Annotated in this window: 23 protein-coding genes; 15 read left to right on the top strand and 8 right to left on the bottom strand. The window is 72.5% G+C overall.

Annotated features, from left to right (window positions below; translation table 11 throughout):
• The first annotated feature begins 119 nt into the window (after positions 1–119).
• Entirely contained in the window at positions 120–347 is a 228-nt protein-coding gene (locus ACFV2J_RS13565) for a hypothetical protein (protein WP_385438620.1), read from the top strand.
• A gap of 106 nt (positions 348–453) precedes the next feature.
• Here ACFV2J_RS13565 and tgmB read toward each other — a convergent pair whose 3' ends face one another.
• Both tgmB and tgmA read right to left on the bottom strand, forming a co-directional pair.
• Positions 454–1,395 carry an ATP-grasp ribosomal peptide maturase gene (tgmB, locus tag ACFV2J_RS13570; protein WP_385095489.1) on the bottom strand — a complete coding sequence of 314 codons (942 nt, stop codon included), beginning with the start codon at positions 1,393–1,395 and terminating at the stop codon, positions 454–456.
• A gap of 15 nt (positions 1,396–1,410) precedes the next feature.
• Positions 1,411–1,602, bottom strand: coding sequence for a putative ATP-grasp-modified RiPP (gene tgmA, locus ACFV2J_RS13575; RefSeq protein ID WP_148008417.1), 192 nt, complete (start codon positions 1,600–1,602; stop codon positions 1,411–1,413).
• 287 nt (positions 1,603–1,889) lie between these two features.
• Here tgmA and ACFV2J_RS13580 point away from each other — a divergent pair, with 287 nt between their 5' ends.
• Entirely contained in the window at positions 1,890–2,906 is a 1,017-nt protein-coding gene (locus tag ACFV2J_RS13580) for a hypothetical protein (RefSeq protein WP_385095495.1), read from the top strand.
• A gap of 91 nt (positions 2,907–2,997) precedes the next feature.
• Here ACFV2J_RS13580 and ACFV2J_RS13585 read toward each other — a convergent pair whose 3' ends face one another.
• A complete protein-coding gene (locus ACFV2J_RS13585) occupies positions 2,998–4,167 on the bottom strand; it encodes an FAD-dependent oxidoreductase (RefSeq protein ID WP_385095485.1) in 1,170 nt (389 codons plus the stop codon).
• Between the two features lie 4 nt (positions 4,168–4,171).
• Positions 4,172–4,900: a TetR/AcrR family transcriptional regulator gene (locus ACFV2J_RS13590; protein WP_385095482.1), complete on the bottom strand. Its 729-nt coding sequence runs from the start codon at positions 4,898–4,900 to the stop codon at positions 4,172–4,174.
• A gap of 172 nt (positions 4,901–5,072) precedes the next feature.
• On the opposite strand from ACFV2J_RS13590, the gene ACFV2J_RS13595 reads away from it, so the two are divergent.
• A complete protein-coding gene (locus ACFV2J_RS13595; protein WP_385095478.1) occupies positions 5,073–5,774 on the top strand; it encodes a DUF2238 domain-containing protein in 702 nt (233 codons plus the stop codon).
• A 114-nt stretch (positions 5,775–5,888) separates the two neighbouring features.
• Here the strand turns inward: ACFV2J_RS13595 and ACFV2J_RS13600 are convergent, their stop codons facing one another.
• Together ACFV2J_RS13600 and ACFV2J_RS13605 are read right to left on the bottom strand one after the other, a co-directional pair.
• A complete protein-coding gene (locus ACFV2J_RS13600; protein WP_385438626.1) occupies positions 5,889–6,872 on the bottom strand; it encodes an aldo/keto reductase in 984 nt (327 codons plus the stop codon).
• A gap of 161 nt (positions 6,873–7,033) precedes the next feature.
• Positions 7,034–8,200, bottom strand: a complete 1,167-nt coding sequence (locus ACFV2J_RS13605) for a glycoside hydrolase family 88 protein (protein ID WP_385093865.1) — start codon at positions 8,198–8,200, stop codon at positions 7,034–7,036.
• Positions 8,201–8,499: 299 nt separating this feature from the next.
• Here ACFV2J_RS13605 and ACFV2J_RS13610 point away from each other — a divergent pair, with 299 nt between their 5' ends.
• The 8 genes from ACFV2J_RS13610 to ACFV2J_RS13645 all read left to right on the top strand — a co-directional run bounded on the left by ACFV2J_RS13610 (position 8,500) and on the right by ACFV2J_RS13645 (position 15,629).
• Positions 8,500–9,423, top strand: coding sequence for a MurR/RpiR family transcriptional regulator (locus ACFV2J_RS13610; protein WP_385093868.1), 924 nt, complete (start codon positions 8,500–8,502; stop codon positions 9,421–9,423).
• Between the two features lie 485 nt (positions 9,424–9,908).
• Positions 9,909–10,286, top strand: a complete 378-nt coding sequence (locus tag ACFV2J_RS13615; RefSeq protein WP_385093882.1) for a hypothetical protein — start codon at positions 9,909–9,911, stop codon at positions 10,284–10,286.
• A gap of 50 nt (positions 10,287–10,336) precedes the next feature.
• Entirely contained in the window at positions 10,337–11,251 is a 915-nt protein-coding gene (locus ACFV2J_RS13620) for an MBL fold metallo-hydrolase (RefSeq protein WP_385093870.1), read from the top strand.
• A 105-nt stretch (positions 11,252–11,356) separates the two neighbouring features.
• Positions 11,357–11,680, top strand: a complete 324-nt coding sequence (locus ACFV2J_RS13625) for a DUF1232 domain-containing protein (protein WP_385093873.1) — start codon at positions 11,357–11,359, stop codon at positions 11,678–11,680.
• 66 nt (positions 11,681–11,746) lie between these two features.
• On the top strand, positions 11,747–13,027 hold the full coding sequence (locus ACFV2J_RS13630; protein ID WP_385093875.1) for a CAP domain-containing protein: 1,281 nt from the start codon (positions 11,747–11,749) through the stop codon (positions 13,025–13,027).
• Between the two features lie 162 nt (positions 13,028–13,189).
• Positions 13,190–14,464 carry a serine hydrolase domain-containing protein gene (locus ACFV2J_RS13635; RefSeq protein ID WP_385093879.1) on the top strand — a complete coding sequence of 425 codons (1,275 nt, stop codon included), beginning with the start codon at positions 13,190–13,192 and terminating at the stop codon, positions 14,462–14,464.
• A gap of 122 nt (positions 14,465–14,586) precedes the next feature.
• Complete coding sequence (locus tag ACFV2J_RS13640; RefSeq protein WP_385098443.1) at positions 14,587–14,904, top strand: DUF6191 domain-containing protein; 318 nt, start codon at positions 14,587–14,589, stop codon at positions 14,902–14,904.
• Entirely contained in the window at positions 14,901–15,629 is a 729-nt protein-coding gene (locus tag ACFV2J_RS13645) for a nucleoside/nucleotide kinase family protein (protein WP_385098440.1), read from the top strand. The genes ACFV2J_RS13640 and ACFV2J_RS13645 overlap by 4 nt, the downstream gene beginning before the upstream one ends.
• Here ACFV2J_RS13645 and ACFV2J_RS13650 read toward each other — a convergent pair.
• On the bottom strand, positions 15,559–17,391 hold the full coding sequence (locus ACFV2J_RS13650) for a hypothetical protein (RefSeq protein ID WP_385438634.1): 1,833 nt from the start codon (positions 17,389–17,391) through the stop codon (positions 15,559–15,561). The two genes, ACFV2J_RS13645 and ACFV2J_RS13650, sit on opposite strands and share 71 nt — an antisense overlap.
• Before the next feature lie 300 nt (positions 17,392–17,691).
• Here ACFV2J_RS13650 and ACFV2J_RS13655 point away from each other — a divergent pair, with 300 nt between their 5' ends.
• The gene (locus ACFV2J_RS13655) at positions 17,692–18,201 is read left to right on the top strand and encodes a methylated-DNA--[protein]-cysteine S-methyltransferase (protein WP_385090722.1); all 510 of its coding nucleotides are present in this window, start codon (positions 17,692–17,694) and stop codon (positions 18,199–18,201) included.
• A gap of 333 nt (positions 18,202–18,534) precedes the next feature.
• Complete coding sequence (locus ACFV2J_RS13660; protein WP_385090719.1) at positions 18,535–19,518, top strand: alpha/beta fold hydrolase; 984 nt, start codon at positions 18,535–18,537, stop codon at positions 19,516–19,518.
• A 100-nt stretch (positions 19,519–19,618) separates the two neighbouring features.
• On the opposite strand, the gene ACFV2J_RS13665 is transcribed toward ACFV2J_RS13660, so the two are convergent.
• Entirely contained in the window at positions 19,619–20,491 is an 873-nt protein-coding gene (locus ACFV2J_RS13665; RefSeq protein ID WP_385438639.1) for a peptidoglycan-binding protein, read from the bottom strand.
• A gap of 262 nt (positions 20,492–20,753) precedes the next feature.
• Here ACFV2J_RS13665 and ACFV2J_RS13670 point away from each other — a divergent pair, with 262 nt between their 5' ends.
• Both ACFV2J_RS13670 and ACFV2J_RS13675 read left to right on the top strand, forming a co-directional pair.
• Positions 20,754–23,210 carry a SpoIIE family protein phosphatase gene (locus ACFV2J_RS13670; RefSeq protein WP_385090714.1) on the top strand — a complete coding sequence of 819 codons (2,457 nt, stop codon included), beginning with the start codon at positions 20,754–20,756 and terminating at the stop codon, positions 23,208–23,210.
• A gap of 127 nt (positions 23,211–23,337) precedes the next feature.
• Positions 23,338–24,018 (top strand): DUF6445 family protein, encoded by a 681-nt coding sequence (locus ACFV2J_RS13675; RefSeq protein WP_385090711.1) that lies wholly within the window; start codon positions 23,338–23,340, stop codon positions 24,016–24,018.
• Positions 24,019–24,100: the final 82 nt, after the last annotated feature.

Here is a 24,100-nt window from a genome sequence, read left to right on the forward strand (position 1 = left end):
TATTTAACAACCCCCCCCCCGCGCCCCACCGCCCCCCCCCCGGGGGCCGCGGCCCCGGGGGGGGCGTGCGGCGGGGGCGGCCCCCCCCCGCCCCCGACGACTCCATCGGCTACCAGCGGGTGGGGAGCATCCGCCCGGTCGACTATCGCGGCTACCAGGGCGCGGACATGGAGTGGCTCTCCACGTCGGACGGGGTCCGTGAGCGCACGTTCGGGCGCGGCTTCCTCGTGGGCGACCGGCGCGGGTTCTCCCTGCGGTGGACGACCCCGGCGGACGACTGGGACTCGGCCGCCAACCGGCAGGCGCTGGACACGTTCCTGCGGACGTTCACCTACACGTCCGGGTGATCCGGAATCGGGACAGCCCCGCCGCCGGTTCCGAACCGGCTTCTGTCCCCGGCCCGGTCCCCGGTCCCGCGCCCCCGTGTCGGCGCGCGGGTCGAGGCCGACGCGGTCAGCGCCGGTCGGCCGGTCTTCGCTGGGAGAGCCAGAGGGCCACCGCCTCGGAGATGGGCTGGCCGGTCTCCAGCTCGATGAAGCCGAACTGGCCGCCCTGGTTGCCCTCCAGGAACCACCACACCCCTTCCTCGTCCTCCGCGAAGTCGAAGGCCGCGTAGGCGAGTTCGGTGTAGGCCGTGTACTCCTGGACCGAACGGGCGATGCGCCCCGGCACCGCGACGGGCTCCCACACGTGCCCGGTCTCGCCGAAGCGCCCGTCGACCTGCCCCGCCACCGCGGTCTTGCGCGCGCCGAAGAGACGGTCGCCGATGCAGGTGAGCCGGATGTCGGCGCGCTTGGGAATGTACTGCTGGAGCAGCGCGGGTCCGGCCGCGACACCGGAGAAGTCCGCGTCGGGGCCGATCAGGGTGGTGGGCAGCGCCACCGGAGGTTCGCCGGGCGGCGGTCCGGAGGCGGACTTGACCACCACCTGCCGGTACTCCTCGACGAACTGCTTGGCCACCCGCGGCGCGGTCGTGATGACGGTCGGCGGCACCGCGAACCCGCTGCTGTGCGCCACCCTCAGCTGCCAGGGCTTGTGCCGGGCCTGCTCGGCCCGGCGCGGGTGGTTCATCCAGCGGGTCGAGGCGGAGTAGAGCATCCCGAACAACGCCTGCCGGGTCTCCGCGGTCAGCCAGGGCGAGGGCTCCGGCGCGTGCGCCGCGGGCTCACCCGGGCGGCGCACCCACACGGACCGCAGGCCGCCCATGCTGAGCACATGGCCGTTGACCGAGAGGTAGCCGTCGAAGTCGCCGTGCGCGTAGTCCGCGGACAGGACCGCCCTGCCCGGCACGTCGGCGGGGTCCAGGCGCACCATGGGCACGCCCAGTTCGTGCAGCCTGGCCACGACCATGTCGGCGGTGACGTCCTGCTCCGCCGTGAGAATCAGTACCGTCATCGGGCTGAGTGGCCGTCAGTCGTCGAAGTGCGTCTGGGAACCGGCGGTCGACGTCGTCGTACCGGTCGCCATGAGAAGTGCGCGGTCGCTGACGGCGGGCCTGCCGTCCGGCAGCACGTTCAGTTGGAGGGACACGTCGAAGTGGTACGGGGGTACAGCGGCCGAATGCCCTGTGGGCAAGGCGTAGTTGAGGGTGAACGGTCGCACGGTGGATCCTCCCGCCGGTCTCACGATGTACTGCCCCCTCCCCTACGTGTGATGACTGTAAGGAATTCATCACTTTGCGCCACATCGGGGTGAACAGCGTCACATCGCGTCGTTTCAGGCTTACTTGATTCCGTTGTTGCTTGTGTGTCTGCTTGATCCGGCCCAACCTACGGCCAAAGCTTCATTCTCTGTGATCTTAACTCCGCACTTACCTTGGAGAGTTCCCGGTGACCGCAACCTTCGTCCCGACCGCAGAATCCGCCGTACGACCCGACGCGCACGTACCCGTGTCGCGTGACGCGCGGGACGGCCTGTCGCGTGACGCGGACGACGCCGTCTCGCGTGACGCGCGCGACTTCGGGGCCTACGCGCGGACCGGCGGCTGGGCGTTCGCCCTGAAGGTGGCGCGCAGTGTGCGTCCCGGCGGGCAGTCCGCCGACGAGACGCCCAAGGTGTCCGCGAAGGAGTTCGCCGAACGGGCCGCCTGCTCACCCGAACGGGTGATGCGTTTCTACAAGGCGTGGGACAGGGCGGCCGACGACGGTCTCGTCCCGCACTTCGAGGTTCTCGTCCCGGGCGAGGAGATCGAACTGCCGGACGCGGACGCGTGGTCGACGTACTACGTCTCCCGCTCCAGCGCGTCCTCCGAACGGGGGACCGCCATCGCCGAGGCGGCGCAGGCCGAGGGCATCCGCCCCACCAAGGCACTGGAGGTCGCCGAGAATCCCACCGCGCTGCGGGCCGCCATCCTCGCCGACCCCTCCACGGCGCAGGCGGCCCGCACCGCCCTCCTGGACCGGGTGAAGGAAGACCCGGCGCTACAGGCCGAGTTGGCGCGCGACATCGCGCGTACCGACGAACTGAAGAAGGCGGTGGCCACCGAGACGCGGGCGGCCGACCGGATCGGCTACGTCCGCCAGATCGCCGAGAAGGGACAGATCAGGACCCCGGCAGGACAGACCCTCGACGCCCCGGCGGAGCTCCGCTCGGAGGCCGAGCGCCATCTGTCGCTCCTCGACGAGCTGGACGAGGGCGAGGACACCGGCGAGTGGGCGTCCGAGGCCTACGACACGATGAAGGGCCTGGTCGTCGAGACCGTCGAGGCAGACCCCGAACTGCGGGTCCAGGAACGCCGCACGAAGTTCTACAACAGCCTGCAGCGGGCCACGAAGGTCTTCGAGGAGCTGACCTTCGACGACGCCGACGACATCTACGAGGACGACATGGTGCAGCGGCTGGAGGAGCTCCAGCAGGCGATCGGCTCCTGCATCACGGCACTGCGGAGCGCGGCACCGCGCGAGTGAGCCGAGCCGGTGCCGGTGCCGGTGCCGGTGCCGGTGCCGGTGCCGGTCACAGTGTCTCGGGCACGGGCACGGGCACGGGCACGGACTCGGGTCAGGACGCGGACCCGGGCCCGGGCCGGTCCTCGCCGAGGTAGTGGTTCATGCGGTCGACCAGGGGGCGTGGCGCGTCCGGCCGGAAGCAGAGGTCGAGGTTGTCCGCGGACTCGGCCGCCGCCGCCTCGCTGCGGACGAAGAGCGCCTCCTCGTACACCGTCAGCGCCTTCTCGACGTCGTCCCGGTGGGCGGCGACGGCGGTCGCGAGTTCGGCACCGTCGAGCATGGCGAGGTTCGCGCCCTCGCCCGCGAAGGGGGACATCAGGTGCGCGGCGTCACCGAGCAGGGTGACGCCCGGGACGCGGTCCCAGCGGTGGCCGACCGGCAGCGCGTGGACGGGCCTGGGCACGAGCTCGCCGTCCGCGTCGGCGACCAGCGCGCGCAGCCGCTCGTCCCAGTCGGGGAAGTGCTCCAGCAGGGCCGCCTTCGCGGTCTCGGCCTCGGTGAAGTCGACCGGGCCGGAGGCGGCCCAGTCGGCGGGCGTCCGCAGCGCGACGTAGACGTGCAGCGAGCCGTCCGGAGCGCGGTGCGCGAGGAAGCCCTTGCCGTCGCCGAGGGCGAACATCATGCCGTGTCCGACGAGCGCGGCGCCCGCCGGGTGCCGGCGGTCGGCGTCGAGGAGGTGGACCTCGACGAAGGAGAGACCGGCGTAGACCGGGGTGGCGTCCGAGACCAGCGGGCGGACCTTCGACCAGGCCCCGTCGGCGCCTATCAGCACATCGGCGGTGAACTTCTCCCCGTCCGCGAGCGTCACCTCGTGCCGACCGTCGTCGAGGGTCCGTACGCCGGTGACCTTGGCGCCCCAGCGGACGGTGCCCGGGGGCAGCGAGCCGAGCAGGAGGTCACGCAGCGCCCCTCGTTCGACCTCCGGCCGCCCGCCGCCCTCGCCGTCGGTCTCCATGTGGACGCCTGCCGCCTTGTCGAGGATGCGCATGGCCTCGCCGCCGGCGTGGATGAGCTCCCGGAACGCTTCGTAGAGACCCGCGGCGCGCAGCGCGGCCTGCCCGGACTCCTCGTGCATGTCCAGCATGCCGCCCTGTGCCCGGGCGGTGGGCGAGGCGTCGAGGTCGAAGACCGCGGCCTCGATGCCGCTCCGGTGCAGCACGCGGGCGAGTGTGAGGCCGCCGAGACCGGCGCCGACCACGGCGATGGGGTGATGGATCGACATGTCGCTACTCCTTCGGGAGGGACGGCCGGGGCGTGTCGGACGTCCCGTGCCTGGGGGTGTGCAGGATTCCGCTGATCAGCACCTGGAAGCCCCAGTGCATACGGGCCTCGCCGGGCCCCGAGAGCAGTTCCGGGCCCGCGGCGGTGACGTGCGGATGCCGTTCGCCCGAGGCGCCCTGAAGTGCCGCGGCGAGCGCTGCCCATTCCCCCTCGGCGTCGGTGGGGTCCTTCTCCCCGGGGGCGTGTTCGGCGGCGGTCGCGGTGGCGTACTGCAGCAGCAGGTCCACCGCCCAGGCCGCTCGCGCCCGGGGGATGCCGCCCTCGCCCATCAGGGAGAGCAACGCGTCCAGCAGGTCCAGATAGCGGTCGCCGAACGGGCGGGACACCAGGGCCGAGCGGGCCAGGCCCGGGTGCGCGAACAGCACGGCCGTGTAGGAGGTCAGCACCTGGACGAGCCGGTCGCGCCAGTCACCGTCCGCGCGGGCCGGGCCGAGGTCGACGGCGCCGAGGAGATCGTCGAGAACGGCCGCGTGCAGTTCCGCCGTGTCGCGGACGTAGACGTAGAGCGAGGCCGGGCCGGTGTCGAGCTCCTGCGCCAGGCGGCGCATGGTGACCCGCCGGAGGCCTTCGGCACGCATCAGCGCGACGGCCGTCTCGATGATGCCTTCCCTGGTCAGGGCGGGTTTCGCCGGTCGCTCACGACGGCTCGGGCGGGGAGTGGGGTGTGCTGTCACCTCCTCAAGGTAACGAACATGTTCGTTGCGAACAAGTACGTGACGAACATGTTCGTCACATTCCGCCGTCCCGCGTGAGTAGGCGTACTCATGTCCTCGCTCCCCCGCTCCCGCACGATGGGGCGACCCGGACCGCGGACAAGGACCAGGACCAGGAGCAAGGAGCCCACCCATGAACGGACTTCACCTCTCCTCGCTCACCCGCCGCCCGGCGTCCGGGGGTCTGCCGGAGCACGGCGTCGGGCCACGGGTCCTGCCGGCCGCGCTCGTCGCGCTCGTCGTCGCGGGCCTGGCCGTCTCCGCCTGGAACCCGCACGACCGGACGACCTGGCTGCTGGAGACCGTGTGGGTGCTGCTCGGGCTGCCTCTCGCCGTGTTCCTCCGGCACCGCTTCCCGCTCACGAACCTGCTGTGCTGCCTGCTGGCGGCGCACGCGCTGGTCCTCGCGGTCGGGGGCCACTACACGTACGCGGAGGTACCGGTGGGCGACTGGGTACGGGACGGGCTCGGGCTCTCCCGGAATCCGTACGACCGGTTCGGTCATCTCATGCAGGGATTCGTGCCCGCGATCCTGGTGCGGGAGGTGCTGAGCCGGACCTCGCCGCTGCGCGGCAGTCGCTGGCTCGCGCCGCTGACCGTGTGCGCGTGCCTGGCCTTCAGCGCGCTCTTCGAGATGTTCGAGTGGGCGGCCGCGGTGATCGGCGGACACTCGGCGGACGCCTTCCTGGCCACCCAGGGCGACGTGTGGGACACCCAGTGGGACATGTTCTGCGCGCTGATCGGAGCCACGCTGTCCGTCCTGCTGCTCGGCCGGGCGCACGACCGTCAGCTCGACGCGCTGGGAAACGGGAGGCCCGGGAGGGACGTCCGGTGAGGTGCCCGCAGGCGGTCCCGCCCTGTCCGGGTCCCGGACATGCCGGACGCCGGCCTCCGCCCCTCGTTCCACGGGGCGGTGGCCGGCGTCCGGGGCCGGGGCTCGCGCGGCCTACTACCAGCGGCCCTCGACCTGCTCCTTGATCCGGCGGTCGTAGAGCTCGTCGATCGCGTCCAGCGTCTGCCGCGACAGCGGCGGGAGCTTCGCGGCCTCCGCGTTGGCGTGGGCCTGTTCGGGTGAACGCGCGCCCGGGATCACCGTGGTGACGCCGGGCTGCTCGATGATCCAGCGCAGCGCCAGCTGGGCCGGGGTGCTGCCTTCCGGAGCGAGGGCGGAGAACTCGGCCGCGGCCTCGACGCCGGTCACGAAGTCGACACCGGAGAAGGTCTCGCCCTGGTCGAAGGCCTCACCGTGGCGGTTGTACGTACGGTGGTCGTCGGCCGCGAACACCGTGTCCTTCGTGTACTTGCCGGAGAGCAGGCCGGAGGCCAGCGGAACACGGACGATGATGCCGACGCCCGCTTCCCGGGCAGCGGGGAGAACCTGCCGCAGGGGCTTCATCCGGAACGCGTTGAGGATGATCTGAACGCTCGCCACGTTCGGCCGGGCGATCGCCGTGAGCGCCTCGTCGCAGGTCTCGACGCTCACGCCGTACGCGGCGATCCGCTCCTCCTCGACCAGGGTGTCCAGCGCGTCGAACACCTCGTCCGACGAGTAGACGGGGGTCGGCGGACAGTGCAGCTGCACCAGGTCGATGCGGTCGACGCCGAGATTGCGCCGGGAGCGGTCGTTCCAGGCGCGGAAGTTGTCGAGGACGTAGTTCTGCGGGATCTGCTCGACCCGGCGGCCCATCTTCGTCGCGACCATCACGTGCAGGTCGGGGCGGCCGCTCATGAAGGACGCGATCGTCTGCTCGCTGCGTCCGTCGCCGTACACGTCCGCGGTGTCGAAGAAGGTCACCCCGGACTCCGCCGCCGTCTCCAGCACCGCCTTGGCGTCCGCTTCGCTCACGTCGCCCCAGTCGGCGCCGAGCTGCCACGTACCGAGACCGATGACCGATGCCTTCTGACCTGACCTGCCGAATTCACGCTCGTCCATGTGATCAGTCTGTCATCCCCCGACGGCGGCGGCGGCACCCCGGCCCCGGGACGGCCGTCGGCGGTGCGCTCGGCTGTCGCCCGTGCGCTCGTCCGTCCCGAACGTGCCGTCCCGAAGGCGCCGTCCTGCGATGCCGCTCCGGGGTGCCGCTCCGCCGGTGGTCAGCTCGTGGTCAGCCGGGCCAGTTCGGTGCCGGCGAGCAGGAAGGCGCCCACGCCGAAGTCGGCGGTGCTGTCGTAGGTGACCGGCTGGCTGGATTCCGGACGGTCGCCGACGTTCTGGACGTACCCGAGGAAACCGTCGGGGTGCACGGCCGTGGCCACGAGGCCGTTCCAGGCGCGGGCCGCCACCGGGAGGAAGGTGTCCCGGTCTACCAGTCGGGCGCCGACCGCGTACGCGGTGCCGTACAGGAGGAAGGACGTGCCGCTGGTCTCCGGGCCGGGCAGATGGGTCGCGTCGGCGAGGTTGACGTTCCAGAAGCCGTCGCCGCGCTGCACCCTCGCGGCGGCCCGCACCAGGCGCGTCAAGGCGTCCCGGTACTCGGCGGTGTGGCGCTCCGTGGACGGCAGCGCCTTGAGTGTCTTCACATGACCGCCCGCCACCCATCCGTTGCCGCGCGACCAGACGACGGGCCGGCCCGAGGGCGAGAGGATTCCCCCCGGGAGGAAGCGCGCGTCGCGGTACCACAGGCCCGTCGCGGCGTCGTACAGGCCGGGGCCGCCCTCGGCGCGCTTGGTGTGGTCGTAGAGGGAGTACAGCTTCTGCCAGTACTGCGGGTCCCGGCGGAGGGCGCCGAGCCGGGCGAAGGGCGGCATCGCCATGTGGAGGGCGTCGTCCCACCACCAGTCGTCGTTCTTGTCCGGCTGGTCGGTGTGGACCATGCGGTGCAGGGAGGTCTCGATCGCGGTGAGTTTCCGCTCCTCGGGCTCGATCTCGTACAGGTCGAGGTAGGCCTGCCCGGCGCAGTGGTTGTCGGCGTGCCGGGTGGTCACACCGCCGTTGAGCCCGTAGGCATGCCGCTCGGCCCAGGAGCGGGCGTACGTGAGGTGGCGGGCGTCGCCGGTCAGGCGGTGGAGGGCGAGCAGTCCGCTGTAAAAAGTGGCGTTGGCCCAGCCGTTGTCGCCGAAGTCCGGGTGCGCGGCGATCCAGTGGTCGGCCACGCGTCGCAGGACGGCGACGACCTCGCTCCTCGAAGGCAGCGGCGTCGCGGCTCCCGGCCGCGGCGGACCTACGGGTTCGGCGGCCCGCGCGGGCGTCGTCAGTGCGGACCGGAGCGAAGCGGCGGCCGCGAGAGCGGTACCGCCGGCCAGCAGGCGTCGTCTACGCATATGAACAACTCCTACGGATGGGGATTCTCATCCTCAACTCCCGCCCCGCGCACTGTCCATGGCCCGTCATCAACTTGGCGTGAACCGGACCGAGTTCACGTCCGCGTACGCTCGTCACAAGGCGATACCGCCGCGGTGCGGTCCGCCGCCCCGTCGAACGGTGCCGGTCACCCCCGGTCCCGGCCGCGTCCTCGCCCCTCCCCGCGCGCGGTGAGCTACTGCGTGTGGTCATCCATGCCCTGGCGAGCACGGTCCGTGAGCTATGTTGAGTTCTCGTGGGACAAGAAGGAGGCACATCGGTGCCATCGCCGCAGCAGGCGCGCGCGCAGGCGTCCGCGATCACGTCGGGAAAGACCGCTCCGGAGACGGGCGCGGCGCCCACGTCCCAGCTCCGGGAACTGTTCGACGGGCCACGGCTCTCGCCGGGGCAGCGCCGTATCGCCCAGTACCTGATCGAGCACATCACCGAGGCCGCCTTCCTGTCGATCACCGATCTCGCGGAACGCGTCGGGGTGAGCCAGCCGTCCGTGACCCGCTTCGCCACGGCGGTCGGCTTCAGCGGTTACCCCGCGTTGCGGGAGAAGCTCCAGGCCATCGCGCTCGCCACACTGGGCAGCACACCGAGCGCGCCCGCCGAGGACCGCGGCAACGAGCTGCAAGCCGCCGTGGACGTGGAGATGGAGAACCTGGAGAACCTGCGGCGCGACTTCGCCGACCCGGACCAGGTGATCGAACTCGGTCGCGCGCTCTCCCGGTCGACACCGCTGACGGTTCTCGGGCTGCGCATCTCGGGATCACTGGCCGAGTACTTCGCCTACGCGGCGCGCCGCATCCACCCCGACGTACGGGTGGTGACCCGGGGCGGAAGCGTCGCGTACGACGCGCTGCTCCAGTCGCGCGAGGCGGGCGGCACCTGGCTGCTGGCCTTCGGCATGCCCCGGCACGCGCAGGAGACGCTCACCGCGGTACGGGTCGCGCGCAGCGCCGGACTGAAGGTCGCCCTGATCACGGACCTGGCGCTCGGACCGCTGGCCGACGAGGCCGACATCACCTTCGCCGTCGGCACCGGCTCCCGGCTCGTCTTCGACTCGTACGCCGCGCCCGCGGTGATGTCGGCGGCGCTGCTCCAGGCCATGACCGACGCCGATCCGGAGCGGACCCAGGCGCGCCTGGAGGAGTACGAGCAGATCGCCGAGCAGCACCAGTTCTTCCTGAAGGACTGAACTTCTCGCGACCTCACCCACGGCTTCTCGCCGCCTTTCGCCGTTCCCTCACGGCGACTCATCGCTGCTCACGGCTGCTCATCGCTGCTCACGGCTGCTCACGGCAGCTCACGGCAGCTCACGGCAGCTCACGGAGGACCCGAGGCCCGTCCACCCTCGTTCCCCACGGCCGCCTCCCCTCCCGTACCGCCCCCCACCGCGGCATCACCGGACGTATCGCTCCATATCGCGCATGAATTTTTTCATGTCCTTGCGTAACTGCCGGTATATATAAATACTGCTCGCGGATCGCGACCAGGAGGCCTCCAGGTCGCGTCCTACGACCACCCGGGGCCGTCCGCTCCTACCCGCAACGGGTTCCGGGTGATCGGACGGGCTCCGTACGAACGGGGAGCCCTCGGTGGCGGCCCCGGTCCTCCCCTGGCCGGGGCCGCCCCAGAACCGTTGACCACCCTTGCCGCCGACGTAACCCGGAAGCGATGAACATGGCCCTGACGTATTCACCGATCACCTCGGACTGGCCGTGCCAGGTCAAGACCCCCGGCAGCTTCGACTGGGAGCGATCGGCCACGAAATGGCTGCGCGAACTGGTGCCGGCCCGCTACGCGAGCTATCCGACCCTGAGGAAGCACCCCGTGCTGCTCGCCCGCCACGCGCAGATCCAGGTGCAGCACGAGATACGCGTCGCCCGTACGGCCCTTCAGACCGCCCGCTCCGAGCTGCCCGCCCTCGGCCTGCACGAGTCGGTGATCGAGCACACCATCAAGATGTACGCTGCCGAGGTTCTGCAGCTCAGCCATATCGCCCGCAGCGTCCGCGTGGTCACCCTCGCGCTCATGGACAGCGGCGCCACACGCAATTGAGGCACCCGGTCCGGGCGACGGCCCGGATGCGACGACCACCGGGAGACGTCGTGGACGCACAGAGGCCCAGGGCCGTGGACTCCGGCGCGGCGGAGCCGACCGCGGCGGTACGGGGTCTCGACGTGCGGTGGATCCACGGATCGCCGTCGGCCAGGCACAACACCGATCCGGAGCTCCAGGTGCACGCCTACGACGCGGACACGGTGATCCTGCGCCAGAACATGGCCGTCGACTACGAGGCGCCCTTCCTGTTCCTGCTCTTCGGAGAGGCGCGGGCGGTGCTCGTCGACACGGGTGCCACGGCCTCGCCCGCGCACTTCCCCCTGCGGCGGGTGGTGGACGACCTGATACGGGACCGGCAGGCCGCGCACCCCCGGGACGACTACGAGCTGCTGGTGCTGCACACCCACCCGCACGGCGATCACGTCGCGGGGGACGGCCAGTTCACCGACCGCCCCGGCACCCGCGTGGTGGACGCGGCCCTCGACGAGGCGTGGACGTTCTTCGGATTCGACCGGGACCCGGACGGCGTCGCCCGTGTCGACCTCGGCGGCCGGGTCCTGGAGTGCCTGGCCACCCCCGGGCATCACGCGGCCTCGGTGACGTACTTCGACCCCTGGACCGGTCTCCTCCTCACCGGTGACACCGTCTACCCCGGCCGGCTGTACATCGAGGACTGGCAGGCCTTCACCCGCACCCTCGACCGTCTCATCGAGTTCTGCGCCGACCGGCCGGTCACCCATGTGCTGGGCTGTCACATCGAGATGACCCGGCAACCGGGCCAGGACTATCCCGTGCGGACCACCTACCAGCCCGACGAGCCGCCCCTGCAGATGACGACGGCCCAGCTGCGCGACATCCGCGCGGCCGTCGACACCGTGGGCGACCGGCCGGGCCGGCACGTCTTCGACGACTTCGTCCTCTGCCGACGCGACCTGCCCGAGGGCGCCTCCGAAGGCGCGTAGCGGTCCTCGCCCGGCACCTGGCCGAACCGGGGGCGGTACGAACGCCGTGGACGGGAAGACGGCAGAGAGAAACAGAACCTCCCGCCGACACCTCTGGACGGACTCATGGATTCCACGGCATGGACAGTGGTCGTCGTCGTCGCGATCCTGGGTGCCGTCGCGCTCGCGGTCGCGATCGCGCTCCTGGCCCGGCTCGTACGGGCGCGACGCGATCTGCGGCGCGCCGGGCTCCCGACCGGCTCCCGCTGGGTCTTCTGGGGCGCCGTCGCCTATCTGCTGCTCCCCACCGACCTGCTGCCCGACCCGATCTACCTGGACGACATCGGCGTACTCCTGCTGGCCCTGCGCTCGTTGCGCCGCCCGGAGCTGCTCGACGCCGACGAACCCGGGAACCCTCCCGCGCGCACCGGACGTTGGCTGAAGGACTGAGCGGGCCCAGGGCGTGGACGCCCGCGTCGGAGGTCCGCAGGGATCACCACGTCGACGGGCGGCACGATGAGCGAGCTGGTTCCCGGGGGCAACGTGCCCCTGCCGGGCGGCACCCTGACGATCCGGGTGCCGGGCCCCTTCGACGTCTCGGCGCTCATCACCGACGACTCCGGCAAGGTGCGCGGCGACGCCGACTTCGTGTTCTACAACCAGCCCGCGGTGCCGGGTGCCCGGCTCACCGCTGAGAGCCTGACGGTCGACCCGCCGGGACTGCGCTCCGGGGCGAGCCGGGTGACCGTGCTCGTCACTCCGGCCGATCCCGGCACACCGCTGGGCCGGCTGCCCGCCCCCACCCTGGTCGTCACCGGCCCCGGCGGGCGCACCCTGGCGCGCTTCACTCCCCCGCGCCCGCAGCGGGAGACGGTGCTGTTGCTCGCGGAGATCTACCGGCGCGGCGCGGACTGGAAGCTGCGGGCGCTGGGCCAGGGGTACGCGGAGGGACTGGCCGGAATCGCCCGGGACTTCGGGGTCGACGTCACCGAGGACGACGCCCCGCCGGGCGCCACGCCCGATCCGGACGGTTTCCTGGAGCTGGTGAACTCCGTGCGCGCCGCGGCCGGTTCCCCACCCGTGTCGCTCGACGCGCGGCTCGCGGGCGCGGCGCGGGCGCACGCCTCCGACATGGCGGCGCGCGGGCTCCTCGGTTCCCAGAGCGCCGACGGGACCTCGGTCTACCAGCGGGTCATGGCCGCGGGATACGCGTACCTCACCGTAGGAGAGCACCTCGTCTCCGGCCCGCGCACCCCCGGCGAGTTCGTCGAGTACTGCCTCACCTCCGAGCGGTCCCGCGCCACGCTGTACGACCGCGCGTACACCCAGGCCGGTCTCGCGTACGTCGCCGACCCCCGTTCCGGCGACCTGTACTGGACGGCGCTGTGGGCGCGTCCGTTCAGCACCGACGGCCTGGCACGGACGGCGCGCGAGGTCGTCGCGCTGACCAATGCCGAGCGGGCCGGCGCGGGCCTGGCACCGCTCCTCGCCGACGCGCCGCTCACCGCGGCGGCCCAGGCGCACAGCGACGACATGGTGGCCCGCGCCTTCTACTCCCACACCTCACCCGACGGCAGCCGGCCCTGGGACAGATCCGCCGCGGCGGGCTCCGCGCGCCGGACCATCGGCGAGAACATCGCCTGTGGCCAGCGCTCCCCCGCCGAGGTCGTCCGCGGCTGGATGAACAGCCCGGGACACCGCGCCAACATCCTCAAGCCCGACTTCACCCACATAGGCATCGGGTTCGCGGGCGGCGGCGAGGCGGGCACGTACTGGACCCAGCTCTTCGGCGCCTGACCGGACCCTTTCTGACGTACCTTCCGATTCCCTTCCGTGCCGTGCAACCCGGAGGCCCTCCGGCGCGTAAAGAAGGTGTCGACGCCGCGTCCGCGGCACGGTTCGCGCCGGACGTCCGCACGGGCGGGCGAACCCGGTGCAGAGAGTCGGGAGAAGAATCAGATGGTCTCAGGATCGGTGGGCACGGGTACGGCGCTGGGCGCGGTACTGCTGTCCCTCGTCGCGGTCCCCGCGCAGGCGGCCTCCGCGGCGCCGGGCGGCCCGGGCACCGGACGTGTCACGAGCGTCGCGGCGGCGGGGTCGGGCGCGCCCGACGACGCCGGGCTGCAGAGCGTGCTGCACACCGCGCTGGCCCAGGGAGCGCCGGGTGCGATGGTGCGGGTCGACGACGCGGGCACCGTCCACGAGTTGTCCGAGGGGGTCGCCGACCGGGCCACCGGGCGGCCCATCACCACGGCCGACCGGTTCCGCGTCGGCAGCGTCACCAAGAGCTTCTCCGCCGTGGTCCTGCTCCAGCTGGTCGACGAGGGCAGGCTGAACCTGGACACCCCGGTGAACACGTATCTGCCCGGGCTGCTGCCCGACAACAGGATCACGGTGCGCCATGTGATGAGCCACCGCAGCGGGCTCTACGACTACACCAACGACATGTTCGCGCAGACGGTCCCGGGCTTCGAGTCCGTCCGCAACAAGGTCTTCAGCTACCAGGACCTGGTGCGCCTGTCCCTGAAGCACGCGCTCACCAACGCGCCTGGGGCCGCCTACTCGTACTCGAACACCAACTTCGTCGTCGCGGGCATGCTCATCGAGAAGCTCACCGGGCACGCGGTGGCCACGGAGTACCGCAACCGCATCTTCGGGCCGCTCGGCCTGACCGACACCTTCTACGTGCACCCCGACACCGCCATCCCCGGTACGCACGCCAACGGCTATCTCACCCCGGACGCGGCCGGTGCGGCCCTCGTCGACTCCACCGAGCAGACGGTGTCCTGGGCGCAGAGCGCGGGCGCGGTCATCTCCAGCACGCGGGACCTCAACACGTTCTTCTCCGCCCTGATGGCCGGAAGGCTCATGTCCGCCGCGCAACTCGCCCAGATGCAGCAGTGGACCACCGTCAGCAGCACCCAGGGCTACGGTCTCGGGCTGCGCCGCCGCGACCTGTCGTGCGGTGTCTCCGTGTACGGGCACACCGGCACCGTGCAGGGCTACTACACGTACGCCTTCACCTCGAAGGACGGCAAGCGCAGCGTCACCTCGCTCGCCAACACCTCGAACAACGCCGCCGTGCTGACCACCATGGCGGGCACCCTGGAATCCGCGTTCTGCGGCAAGTCGTCCAAGACGGCCAGGGCGACGAAGGCGACCCGGAGCGCCACGGCGCCGGCCGCTCCCGCCGAGCGGTACGAGGACATCGCGCCGGGCGTCGCCCGCGACTGACGTACCGGGGGGTGCGGCCGGACCCGGGCCGACCGCACCCGCCGCCCGGGCCGGCGCGGGTCGGCACAGGTCCGGTGGGCCCGGGTCGGCCCGTCTCCGGCTCCGCGCCCGATACTGGTCGCATGGGATTCGCCGTCTTCATGACCTTGCCGGGACTCGTCCTCGTCCTGACCCTCACGGCCTTCGCCGACCAGGCGCTGCTGCGCGCGGGACGGGCCGGCCTCCTGCCGTGGCGCAACGGCGCGCGGCAGGGCCAGATATCCGCCACCGGCTTCGAGCAACTGCACGCGAGCCTCTCGCCGGGCAAGCAGCACGAGCTCAGGGAACGGCGGTCGGCCCTGGTGATGCGGGACGACGAGGAGGACGGGGCGCCTCCGCACCGTACGACCGTCGATCTGACCGCCGGCACGGCGGTCGTACGCCCTCGGCGCCGCTCATGACCTTCGACGACCTTCTGGAGCGGGCCGCGGCCCTCGTCCGCCCGGACCGGCGCGCGATCCTCGGCGTCACCGGAAGTCCCGGGGCGGGCAAGACGACGCTGGCCGAGCGTCTGGTCCGCGAGCTGAACGGCGACGGCTCCCACTGGGTCGCGCAGGTGCCCATGGACGGGTTCCATCTCGCGGACGTCGAGCTGGAGCGCCTGGGCCGCCGGGACCGCAAGGGCGCTCCCGACACCTTCGACGCGGCGGGGTACGCGGCACTGCTGCGCCGGCTGCGCGACGGGGACGAAGGCGAGGACGGAGCCGAGGACGAGGGCAACGACGGCATCGTCTACGCGCCGGGCTTCGAAAGGACCCTGGAGCAGCCGATCGCGGGTGCCGTCCCAGTCTTCCGCACCGCCCGACTGATCATCACCGAGGGCAACTACCTCCTCCTGCGCGACGCGGTGTGGGAGCGCGTACGGGCGCAGCTGGACGAGGTCTGGTTCTGCGAGCTCGACGAGGGCGAACGCGTACGCCGTCTCGTCGCCCGTCACGAGGAGTTCGGCAAGGACCACGACGCGGCGGTCGCCTGGGTGCTCGGCACGGACCAGCGCAACGCCGATCTGGTCGCCGCGACGCGGGACCGTGCCGATCTCGTCGTGGGTGCCGGGGTCACCGCCTCCGGATCCGCGCCGCGGGCTCCCCTCGCGCATCGCCCGCCGGATCACCGATCAGCGCGGTGAACACCTCGGTACGGACCGTCAGACCCTCGGGCGTGTGCTCCACGACGGGGTCGAAGGGACCGGGGGAGCCGTAGCGCACGGCGAAGACGTGCAGGTCCGCCGGGGCGCCGGGGGCCGGACCGGCCTCGAACGCGCTGGAGGCGACCAGGTGGCGCCAGCCCTCGTCTGGATTGCCGTAGACCCGCGGATCGGCGGCGAGGGCGAAGGCCGCCTCCTCCTGGGTGGTCCGGGCGCGGACGTCGAAGCGGTCGGCGCCCCCGGTCCGCGGGTGCGTCAGCCGGAGGGGGCCGGCGGACACCACCTCCGCCGCCGCGATCCGGCGGACCCGGTCGCCGTCGTCGGCGGCGTACGGCATCCCGGCGAGCAGGTACGCGTTCCCGTCCAGGCGCTCGACGGCGACCGTCATCCACAGGCCGGTGCCGTCCGTGACGTACAGCGACCTGACATGGCGCAGGACGTGGTCGCGGGTGACGACGGGCTTGCTGACGAGCTTGGCCGTCAGTCCGTCGCTCTCCAGGTCGCGCACCCGCACCTCGCCCGTCGGGCGGCTCAGCAGGAAGCCGTCGGCGACCGGGCCGAAGCCGTGCTGCCGGTTCACGGCGGCGGGCAGCAGATAGGTGCCCGCCGCCTCGACCAGGGACGGCGTCATCCGGTCGTCGAACGCCACCGAGGCGGTGCCGGCGCGCAGTTGGTGGCGCACCGGTGCCGTCCTGGGTGTGCGGTGCCAGCGGGCCGTGTCCTGGATCTGCCAGACGAGCATGAAGGCGAAGTGGCCGTCGACGGCGCCGTCCGGTCCGGTCGCGTGCCGTCCCCAGCGGGTGTCGCCCCGGTAGCGGCCGAGGTCGGCGCCGATCCGGCCGCTGAAGCGGCGCAGGCCGAGAACGGCCTCGAAGCCGCAGTGCTGTTCGCTGTAGCGCGGACCGCCGATGTCGAAGCCGCCCACCGTCAGCCGTGCGTCCAGGTAGCGGGCGAGCGCGTCGCCGTCCTCGGCGAAGACCGGCTCTCCGCTGACCCGGTGGGCCTGGGCGAGGAAGGACAGGGAGATCGGTCCGTAGTTGTTGTCGTACGCTCCGCCGTGCTCGGGCGGCAGCAGGGCTCCCCGGTCGCGGACACGGCGGGCCCGGATCTCGTCGGTGTACAGACGCATCGCGTGCGAGCGGACCGACTCCCCTTCCCCCGCCGGGAGATGGCGGGCGAGCATCAGTCCGCCGACGACGCAGCCGATGGCCTGGTTGCCGGCCTCCTGCGGGTTGAAGAAGGTCGCCTCGGTCAGCCGGCGCCAGTATCCGTGTGCCACGTCCCGCAGTTCGCCGTGGCGGGCGTCGTCGACGAGTCCTTCGGCCAGTTCCAGTGTGTTGACCGCCTGGAGCAGCGCCCACACCGTGCTCGGCCAGTCGCCGATGGGGTGGGCGCCCGCCTCCAGTACGTAACGGGCGTACGGCAGACCGGAGTCGCGGACCTTCAGGTTGGGGTAGCCGGGATTGTCCCGCGTGAAGACGCGCTCGCGCAGATGGAAGGCGAGGCTGCGGCGGACGGCCTCCGGCAGGCGCGGGTCCCCGGTGCGCCGCCAGGCGAGCGCCAGCAGTGAGGTGACGCCGAGCGAGGTGTCACCGATGTCGTTCACGGCTGCGGGGTGTTCGAGGCTGCCGTCCGGGGTGAGGCGGGCCAGCGCCTCCTCGGTGACGGCGGCGAGGACGGTGTCGTACGCGGCGGGATCGTCGGGGAGGTCGTGCAACCGGCCGCGCTGGTAGGGGAGATGCATGTCATCGGCCCTTCGTTCCGGAGGTCGCCAGATCCTGCGTCAGTCTGTTCCCGAACCTGGGGAGGCGGATGAGCGCGGACGGCAGGACGGGTGTCGACGGGGCGAACATCGCGGCGGGGACGCGGGGCGGGCCGGTGCCACGGGGCCCGTGCCGCGGGGCCGGTCCCGCGGGAGGCGGCGTTCGTCCCGTCGCGGCACTCGGTGTCCGAATCCCGCCGGACGCCGTGCCGGGAACACGGCAACATGGCAGGTGAAGCGGTGCTCGCACCGCTTGGACCACACGTAGAAAGGACACCTCCGATGACGGTCTGGACGACCATCGACAGCCCCTTGGGCGAGCTGCTTCTCGTGGGCGAGGAGTCGGCCACCGCCAGGGGCGGCACGGCGCTCGTGTCGCTCTCCATGCCCGGCCAGAAGTCCGGCGCCGCCGTGCGGGAAGGCTGGACGCGGGACGACGGCGCGTTCACGGACATCGTCGCGCAGTTGAACGCCTACTTCGAAGGCAGGCTGACCGATTTCGCCGTCGAGTACGCCGGCGGGGCGGGCACGGACTTCCAGCGGCGGGTGTGGAAGGCCGTCGAGAGCGTCCCGTACGGCACGACGGTCAGCTACGGCGAGATCGCCTCGCGGATCGGGGCGTCCCGCGCGGCGGTGCGTGCCGTGGGCACCGCCATCGGCGCGAACCCCCTGCTCGTCGTGCGCCCCTGCCATCGCGTGATCGGCGCCGGCGGCGCACTCGCCGGGTACGCCGCGGGTCTGGAACGCAAGCAGCGGCTGCTGGACCTGGAGAACGCCCGGCGGGCCACGTGATCCACGTGCCCCGCACCCGTCCGCTCGGCACGGCGACCTGCGCGGAGGACCAGGGTCCGCGGCACCACGGGGCGACCCCGGAGGTCGCCCCGTCCGCGGCTGACGGCTGACGGCTGACGGCTGACGGCTGACGGCTGACGGCTGACGGCTGACGGCTGACGGCACCAGGGTGCCCGAAGCCTGCGGCGCCGGGCCCGCTTTGCCGGATCGGCAACAAGGCTGGGCCGCGCCCAGCCGACCGCCGCATGATCACCCGTAGTGCCGAGACGGGGAGGACGGGACCCTCGGGGACCCGGTCGTCGCCCCCGTAAGCGAAGTGTCCTGGGAGGATCCGTGCCGAAGTCGTCCGCAGAAGACCGAACCCACCGTCTGGTGTCCTCGCCGGCCGGCCGGATCCATCTGGTCGAGCAGGGAGACGGCCCGTTGGTCCTGCTGGTGCACGGGTTCCCGGAGTCCTGGTACTCCTGGCGTCACCAGCTGACCGCGCTCGCCGCGGCCGGCTACCGGGCGGTCGCCCTCGACGTCCGCGGCTACGGTCGCTCCTCCCGGCCCGACGGCGTGGCCGCGTACCGGGTCCTGGAGCTGGTGGAGGACTGCGCCGCCGTCGTGCACGCCCTCGGTGAGCGGTCCGCGACCGTCGTCGGTCACGACTGGGGTTCCACCATCGCCGCCACCTCCGCGCTGGTACGCCCCGACGTGTTCCACGCGGTCGGGCTGCTCAGCGTGCCCTACGCCCCGCGCGGCGGGCCGCGGCCCAGCGACGTCTTCGCTCGGATGGGCGGCCCCGAGGAGTTCTACGTCTCCTACTTCCAGCGGCCCGGCCGGGCCGAGGCCGAGATCGAGCCGGACGTCCGCGGCTGGCTGGCGGGCTTCTACGCGGCGCTGTCCGGCGACACCATGCCCGGTCCCGGTACCCCGGACCCGCACTTCGTGAGCCCCGGTGGAACCCTGCGCGACCGGTTTCCCGCCGGACGTCTCCCCCACTGGCTCGACGAGTCCACCCTCGACGTCTACGCGGAGGAGTTCGAGCGGACCGGGACGACCGGGGCGCTCAACCGCTACCGCAACATGGACCGCGACTGGGAGGACCTGGCCGACCACGACGGCGCGCCCGTCACCCAGCCCTCGCTGTTCATCGGCGGCGCCCTCGACGCGTCCACGACCTGGCTGGCCGGCGCGATCGCGGCGTTCCCCACCACCCTGCCGGGTCTGGTCTCGTCCCACCTCCTCGACGACTGCGGCCACTGGATCCAGCAGGAACGGCCCGAGGACGTCAACCGCATCCTGATCGACTGGCTCGCCGCCCTGCCCTCCTGACGCGGGGCTCGCAGGCCGACCGCCTCCACCTGCGACCCGCCCGCGATGCGCCGCGCGCCCCGGTCGGCCGGCGGGGGGATTCGCGCGGCGCCCCGACGGTCTACAGCCTCGTACGCGATTCCAGGGCGGTGCGGGTGTCGTCGCCGTAGACGCCGGTCTCGTCACCCCGGATGCCGTACCAGAGCTGGAAGCGGGCGACGGCCGCGGTCAGCGTGACGTCGTAGCTGCCGTCGGTGGAGCCGCCCGTGTACACGTCCGGGACGCGGAGCAGCCGCTTCTGGAGTGCGGCCACCTCGGGGCCGCTGTCCCCCTCGCGGAGGGTGCCCGCGCCGTCCGGGTCGGCGAATCCGGGCGGCGCCGGGGCGGCCACTGTCGCGGAGGGACTGGTTCCGGGCTGTCCGGCCCGGGCACGGCCGTCCTGGTCGCCGGGCAGCAGGAGCGCGAGGGAGAAGCCGGCCAGGGCCGCCGCCGTCACCCCCAGGGCGATGGCGGCCCGGCGGTGACCGGCACCGTCGGCATGCCTGCGTCCGGGTTCGTGTGCCTGTCCCCGCGTGGGCCGTCGTCCCGGCCCTGGTTGCCGTCCCCGCGCGGGCCGGGGTCCGTTCCCCCGCGCACCGGCGGGTACGCGCCCGGTCCGCCGCGCGGGTCCTGGCGCGACGCCCGCCGATCCGGACGCGACGCCCGTCGATCCGGACCCGACGCCCGCGGGTCCACCGTCATGGGCGTAGTCCTCGCCCCCCGGTACGGGCGGCAGTTCCTCCGTCTCCTCCCCGGCGGCCGGCGGAACGGACTTCGCCGGGGTGGCGGCCACGGCGACCACCTCGTAGTCGCCGTCAGGATCGGCCCCGTACTGCTGTTCCCGCACCTCCCTCAGGAGTTGCGCCAGTGCCTCGGTCCGGCGGCGCCGCTGCACATGGGTGGGCTCGATCGCCCGTCGCCTGGCAGGCTGCCCCGGTTCGGGCGGTGTCGACACACTGCTCTCCTTCCGCGCGCGAGCTCACACCATCCCCGTGTAGAGATACGCGACGGTCGGCCCGGGAGTTCAGCGAAGGGCGCCTGTGCCGGGCCGGCGACGGGCTCACCGGAGCCCGGCCCCGGGCCACTGCCGGGCGCCCGGCGCACCGCCCCCGGACCCGCGGCCGCCGGCCGCTCCCCGTGGCACGGTCGGACAACGTGAAGAATGGGCACATACGGGGTAGGACCACCTTCGGGGAGCGGAGAGGGCCACCGTGACCGTGAGCGAGGAACGACAAGTGCCGCCCCGTCGGCGCTTCGACGTGGCGGACGCCGCGCCACTTCTGCTCGACGCCCATTTGACGGTGACCGGCTGGACCGCGGACGCCGAGCGGTTGCTGGGACACCGCGCCGCCGAGGTGGTGGGCCGTCCCGTCGCGGATCTGCTGCTCCCGGACGACGCGGCGCGGATCTCGGAGCGCGCCGAGCGCTGCCGTGGCGCGCGCGGCTGGGCCGGACTGCTGTCCGCCCGGCACCGGGACGGGCACGCGGTCCGGATGATGGTGCGGGCCGTCCCGGTGCGGGACGACGGTACGCCGACGCGGTGGGTGGTATTGCTGGCCGACCTCGCCGACGGTCCCGGCTGGGACATGAGCCGCTCCGTGCTGGAGCGGATGAACGCGGGTTCCCCGGTGGGCATCGCGATCGTGGACACCGAGCTGCGGTTCGTCTGGTCGAACACCGCGCTGGAGCAGTTCGGGGGCGGCTCGCCGCAGCGCCGGCTGGGTCGCAGACTCGCCGACGTGCAGCCCGGGCTCGACGCCGAGGCCCTGGAGGCCAGGATGCGCCAGGTGCTGCGGAGCGGTGAACCGGTGGTCGGGTTCGAGCACGTGGGCCGCGTGCGGTCCGCGCCGCATCGCGAGACCGCGCACTCCCTGTCGTTCGTCCGGCTCGACGACGACCACGGCCATCCGATCGGTGTGTACTACACGGTCGTCGACGTGACCGAGCGCTACCGTGCCCGGCGGCGGCTGGCGCTGCTGGACCGGGCCGGGGAGCACATCGGCCGCGGTCTCGACGTCCTTCAGACCGCGCAGGAACTGGCCGACGTGGCCGTGCCGGGCCTGGCCGACTTCGCCACCGTGGACCTGCTGGACTCCGTCCTCAAGGGAGCCGAACCGGCCGCCGGTCCGCCGGGCGGCACGGACGCGGTACCGCTGCGGCGCGCCGGTCAGCAGTCGACCCGGGCCGGGGTGCCCGAGACCACCGTGCCCGTCGGAGCCGTGGCGACGTACCAGGCGGGCTCTCCCCCGATCCGGTGCCTGGCCGAGGGACGGTCGTGGCGCGAGCAGCGGCTGGTGCCGTCGGCCGAGGAGTGGGCGACGGCGGGCGAGGGGCGCCGGGCCGCCCGCTTCCTCGACCTCGGGCTGAGCAGTGTGATGATCGTGCCCATCCGCGCACGGGGCGTCACCCTCGGCATCACCACGTTCTTCCGGCGCCAGCGCCAGGACCCCTTCGACGAGGAGGATCTGAGCCTCGCGGAGGAGTTCGTCGGCCGGGCCGCGCTGTGCCTCGACAACGCCCGCCGCTACACCCGCGAACGCGACGCGGCACTCGTCCTGCAGCGCAATCTGCTTCCGCACCGCTTCCCCGAGCAGAACGCCGTGGAGGTGTCCGCCTGCTACCGGCCCGCGGACGAGCTGACGGGGCTCGCCGGCGACTGGTTCGACGTGATCCCGCTGTCCGGGGCGCGGGTGGCGCTGGTCGTGGGCGAGGTCACCGGTCACGGCATCGACGGTGCCGCCGCCATGGGGCGGCTGCGGGCCGCCGTGCAGACGCTCGCCGACCTGGACCTGCCGCCCGAGGAGGTGCTCGCGCATCTGGACGACCTGGTCAGCCGGGCGGCACGGGAGGAGGGCACGGGGGCCGACACCCTCACCAGCGGCATGCAGGCCGTCGGTGCCAGTTGCCTCTACGCCGTGTACGACCCGGTGAGCGGCCGGTGCACCATGGCGGGCGCGGGACATCCGGTTCCCGCGATCGTCGCCCCCGACGGCACGGTCTCGTTCGCCGACCTGCCCCGCGGTCCCGCGCTGGGCATGGGCGGACTGCCCTTCGAATCCGCCGAGTTCACCCTCGCGGAGGGCAGCCTGCTCGGCCTCCACACGGACGGGCTCATCGCCACGCCCCGCACCGGGCGGGATCCGGAAGCGGGCCGGGAGCGTCTGCGCCGCGCGCTGGAGGGATACCGGGGATCGCTGGACGGGCTGTGCCGGACCATCGTGGACGACCTCGTCCCGACCCGTCCGTACGACGACGTGGCCCTGCTGATGGCGCGCACCCGCCGGCTGGGGACCGGGCAGGTCGCGACCTGGGACCTGCCCGACGATCCGGCGATGGTCGCCCAGGCCCGCAAGGCCGCCACCGGGCAGCTCAGGGCCTGGGGCCTGGACGAGCTGGCCTTCACCACCGAGCTGGTGGTGAGCGAGCTGGTCACCAACGCCATCCGGCACGCCCCGGGCCCGGTCCGGCTGCGTCTGATCACCGAGCGCGCCCTGATCTGCGAGGTCTCCGACGGAGGTGCCACCGCTCCGCATCTGCGTCATCCGAAGACGACCGACGAGGGCGGCCGCGGGCTGTTCCTGATCTCCCAGTTCACCCAGCGCTGGGGCACCCGGTACACCCCCGAAGGCAAGATCATCTGGGCTGAGCAGTCCCTGACGGAGCCACCGGTGTGACGGGCGCGCGCCGCCGCGCCCGTCACACCGGCCGGCCGCTCGACCCCCTTGCGACCAAGGGAAGTTGACAGACTGTTGACCAATTCCTTGGCCAGTGGTGACCGGCGCCGCCACTAGGGTCTGCCGCATGTCCCCACACCCCCCACGGCCTGCCGCTCTGCCCGTACTCCCCTACCGGAAACCGACCCGCGACCGGGACTACTGGGTTCTCGACGACGTCCTCCCCGACGTGGAAGCCGTCCGGGCCCGTTGTCTCGCGAAGGACGACTGGGTCAAGGGTCACCCGTACACCTCGGAGAGCTGGCCGGGCCTGCGCACGATGCCGGGGCTCGAACCGGACGAACTCGCCCGCGTGGAGCGGCTGGTGAAGAAGGCCACCGGAGCTCGGGAGCTGTGGCAGCAGGCGACGGCCTCCGGGGCCACCCTCAACCACAACTGCATCCAGGTGGTCGGCAAGGACGAGGGCGAGCCGCGCCCGCACACCGACTCCCGGGCGCTGTGCCGGTACGCCGCGGTGCTGTATCTCAACCCGGCCGCGCCCAAGGACTGCGGGACGAGCTTCTACCGGCAGAACCTGCCCGGCGGCCGCCTCGGCGGCAACGTGGTGGCGGCGCCGCACAACAATCTCGTCGAGGCGCTGGGGACACGCTTCGTACCGCCGGACTCGTTCGTCGAGGACGTCCGGGTGCCGCATCGCTACAACCGGCTGCTGCTGTACAACGCCAACCTGATGCACAGCGCGACCGGCTACGCGGGCACCACCATCGAGGACAAGCGGATGACCGCGGTCTTCTTCTGGATGGCCTGACACTCCGCCGCCGGCGGCGTCACCGTTCCTTCGCCCGGAGCGGGGAGCCGCCCTTCCCGTCAGCCACGAATCCCCCTTGCTT

The organism is Streptomyces sp. NPDC059668, from assembly GCF_042734135.1.
Taxonomy (GTDB): Bacteria; Actinomycetota; Actinomycetes; order Streptomycetales; family Streptomycetaceae; genus Streptomyces.

What these genes read in the sequence shown, in the direction of transcription:
- ACFV2J_RS13655 (WP_385090722.1), top strand. Translation starts at nt 17,692, where the DNA reads ATGACGGTCTGGACGACCATCGACAGCCCCTTGGGCGAGCTGCTTCTC.
- ACFV2J_RS13675 (WP_385090711.1), top strand. Translation starts at nt 23,338, where the DNA reads ATGTCCCCACACCCCCCACGGCCTGCCGCTCTGCCCGTACTCCCCTAC.
- ACFV2J_RS13650 (WP_385438634.1), bottom strand. Translation starts at nt 17,391, where the DNA reads ATGCATCTCCCCTACCAGCGCGGCCGGTTGCACGACCTCCCCGACGAT.
- ACFV2J_RS13640 (WP_385098443.1), top strand. Translation starts at nt 14,587, where the DNA reads ATGGGATTCGCCGTCTTCATGACCTTGCCGGGACTCGTCCTCGTCCTG.
- ACFV2J_RS13645 (WP_385098440.1), top strand. Translation starts at nt 14,901, where the DNA reads ATGACCTTCGACGACCTTCTGGAGCGGGCCGCGGCCCTCGTCCGCCCG.
- ACFV2J_RS13635 (WP_385093879.1), top strand. Translation starts at nt 13,190, where the DNA reads ATGGTCTCAGGATCGGTGGGCACGGGTACGGCGCTGGGCGCGGTACTG.
- ACFV2J_RS13605 (WP_385093865.1), bottom strand. Translation starts at nt 8,200, where the DNA reads ATGCGTAGACGACGCCTGCTGGCCGGCGGTACCGCTCTCGCGGCCGCC.
- ACFV2J_RS13625 (WP_385093873.1), top strand. Translation starts at nt 11,357, where the DNA reads ATGGATTCCACGGCATGGACAGTGGTCGTCGTCGTCGCGATCCTGGGT.
- ACFV2J_RS13630 (WP_385093875.1), top strand. Translation starts at nt 11,747, where the DNA reads ATGAGCGAGCTGGTTCCCGGGGGCAACGTGCCCCTGCCGGGCGGCACC.
- ACFV2J_RS13600 (WP_385438626.1), bottom strand. Translation starts at nt 6,872, where the DNA reads ATGGACGAGCGTGAATTCGGCAGGTCAGGTCAGAAGGCATCGGTCATC.
- tgmB (WP_385095489.1), bottom strand. Translation starts at nt 1,395, where the DNA reads ATGACGGTACTGATTCTCACGGCGGAGCAGGACGTCACCGCCGACATG.
- ACFV2J_RS13595 (WP_385095478.1), top strand. Translation starts at nt 5,073, where the DNA reads ATGAACGGACTTCACCTCTCCTCGCTCACCCGCCGCCCGGCGTCCGGG.
- ACFV2J_RS13585 (WP_385095485.1), bottom strand. Translation starts at nt 4,167, where the DNA reads ATGTCGATCCATCACCCCATCGCCGTGGTCGGCGCCGGTCTCGGCGGC.
- ACFV2J_RS13615 (WP_385093882.1), top strand. Translation starts at nt 9,909, where the DNA reads ATGGCCCTGACGTATTCACCGATCACCTCGGACTGGCCGTGCCAGGTC.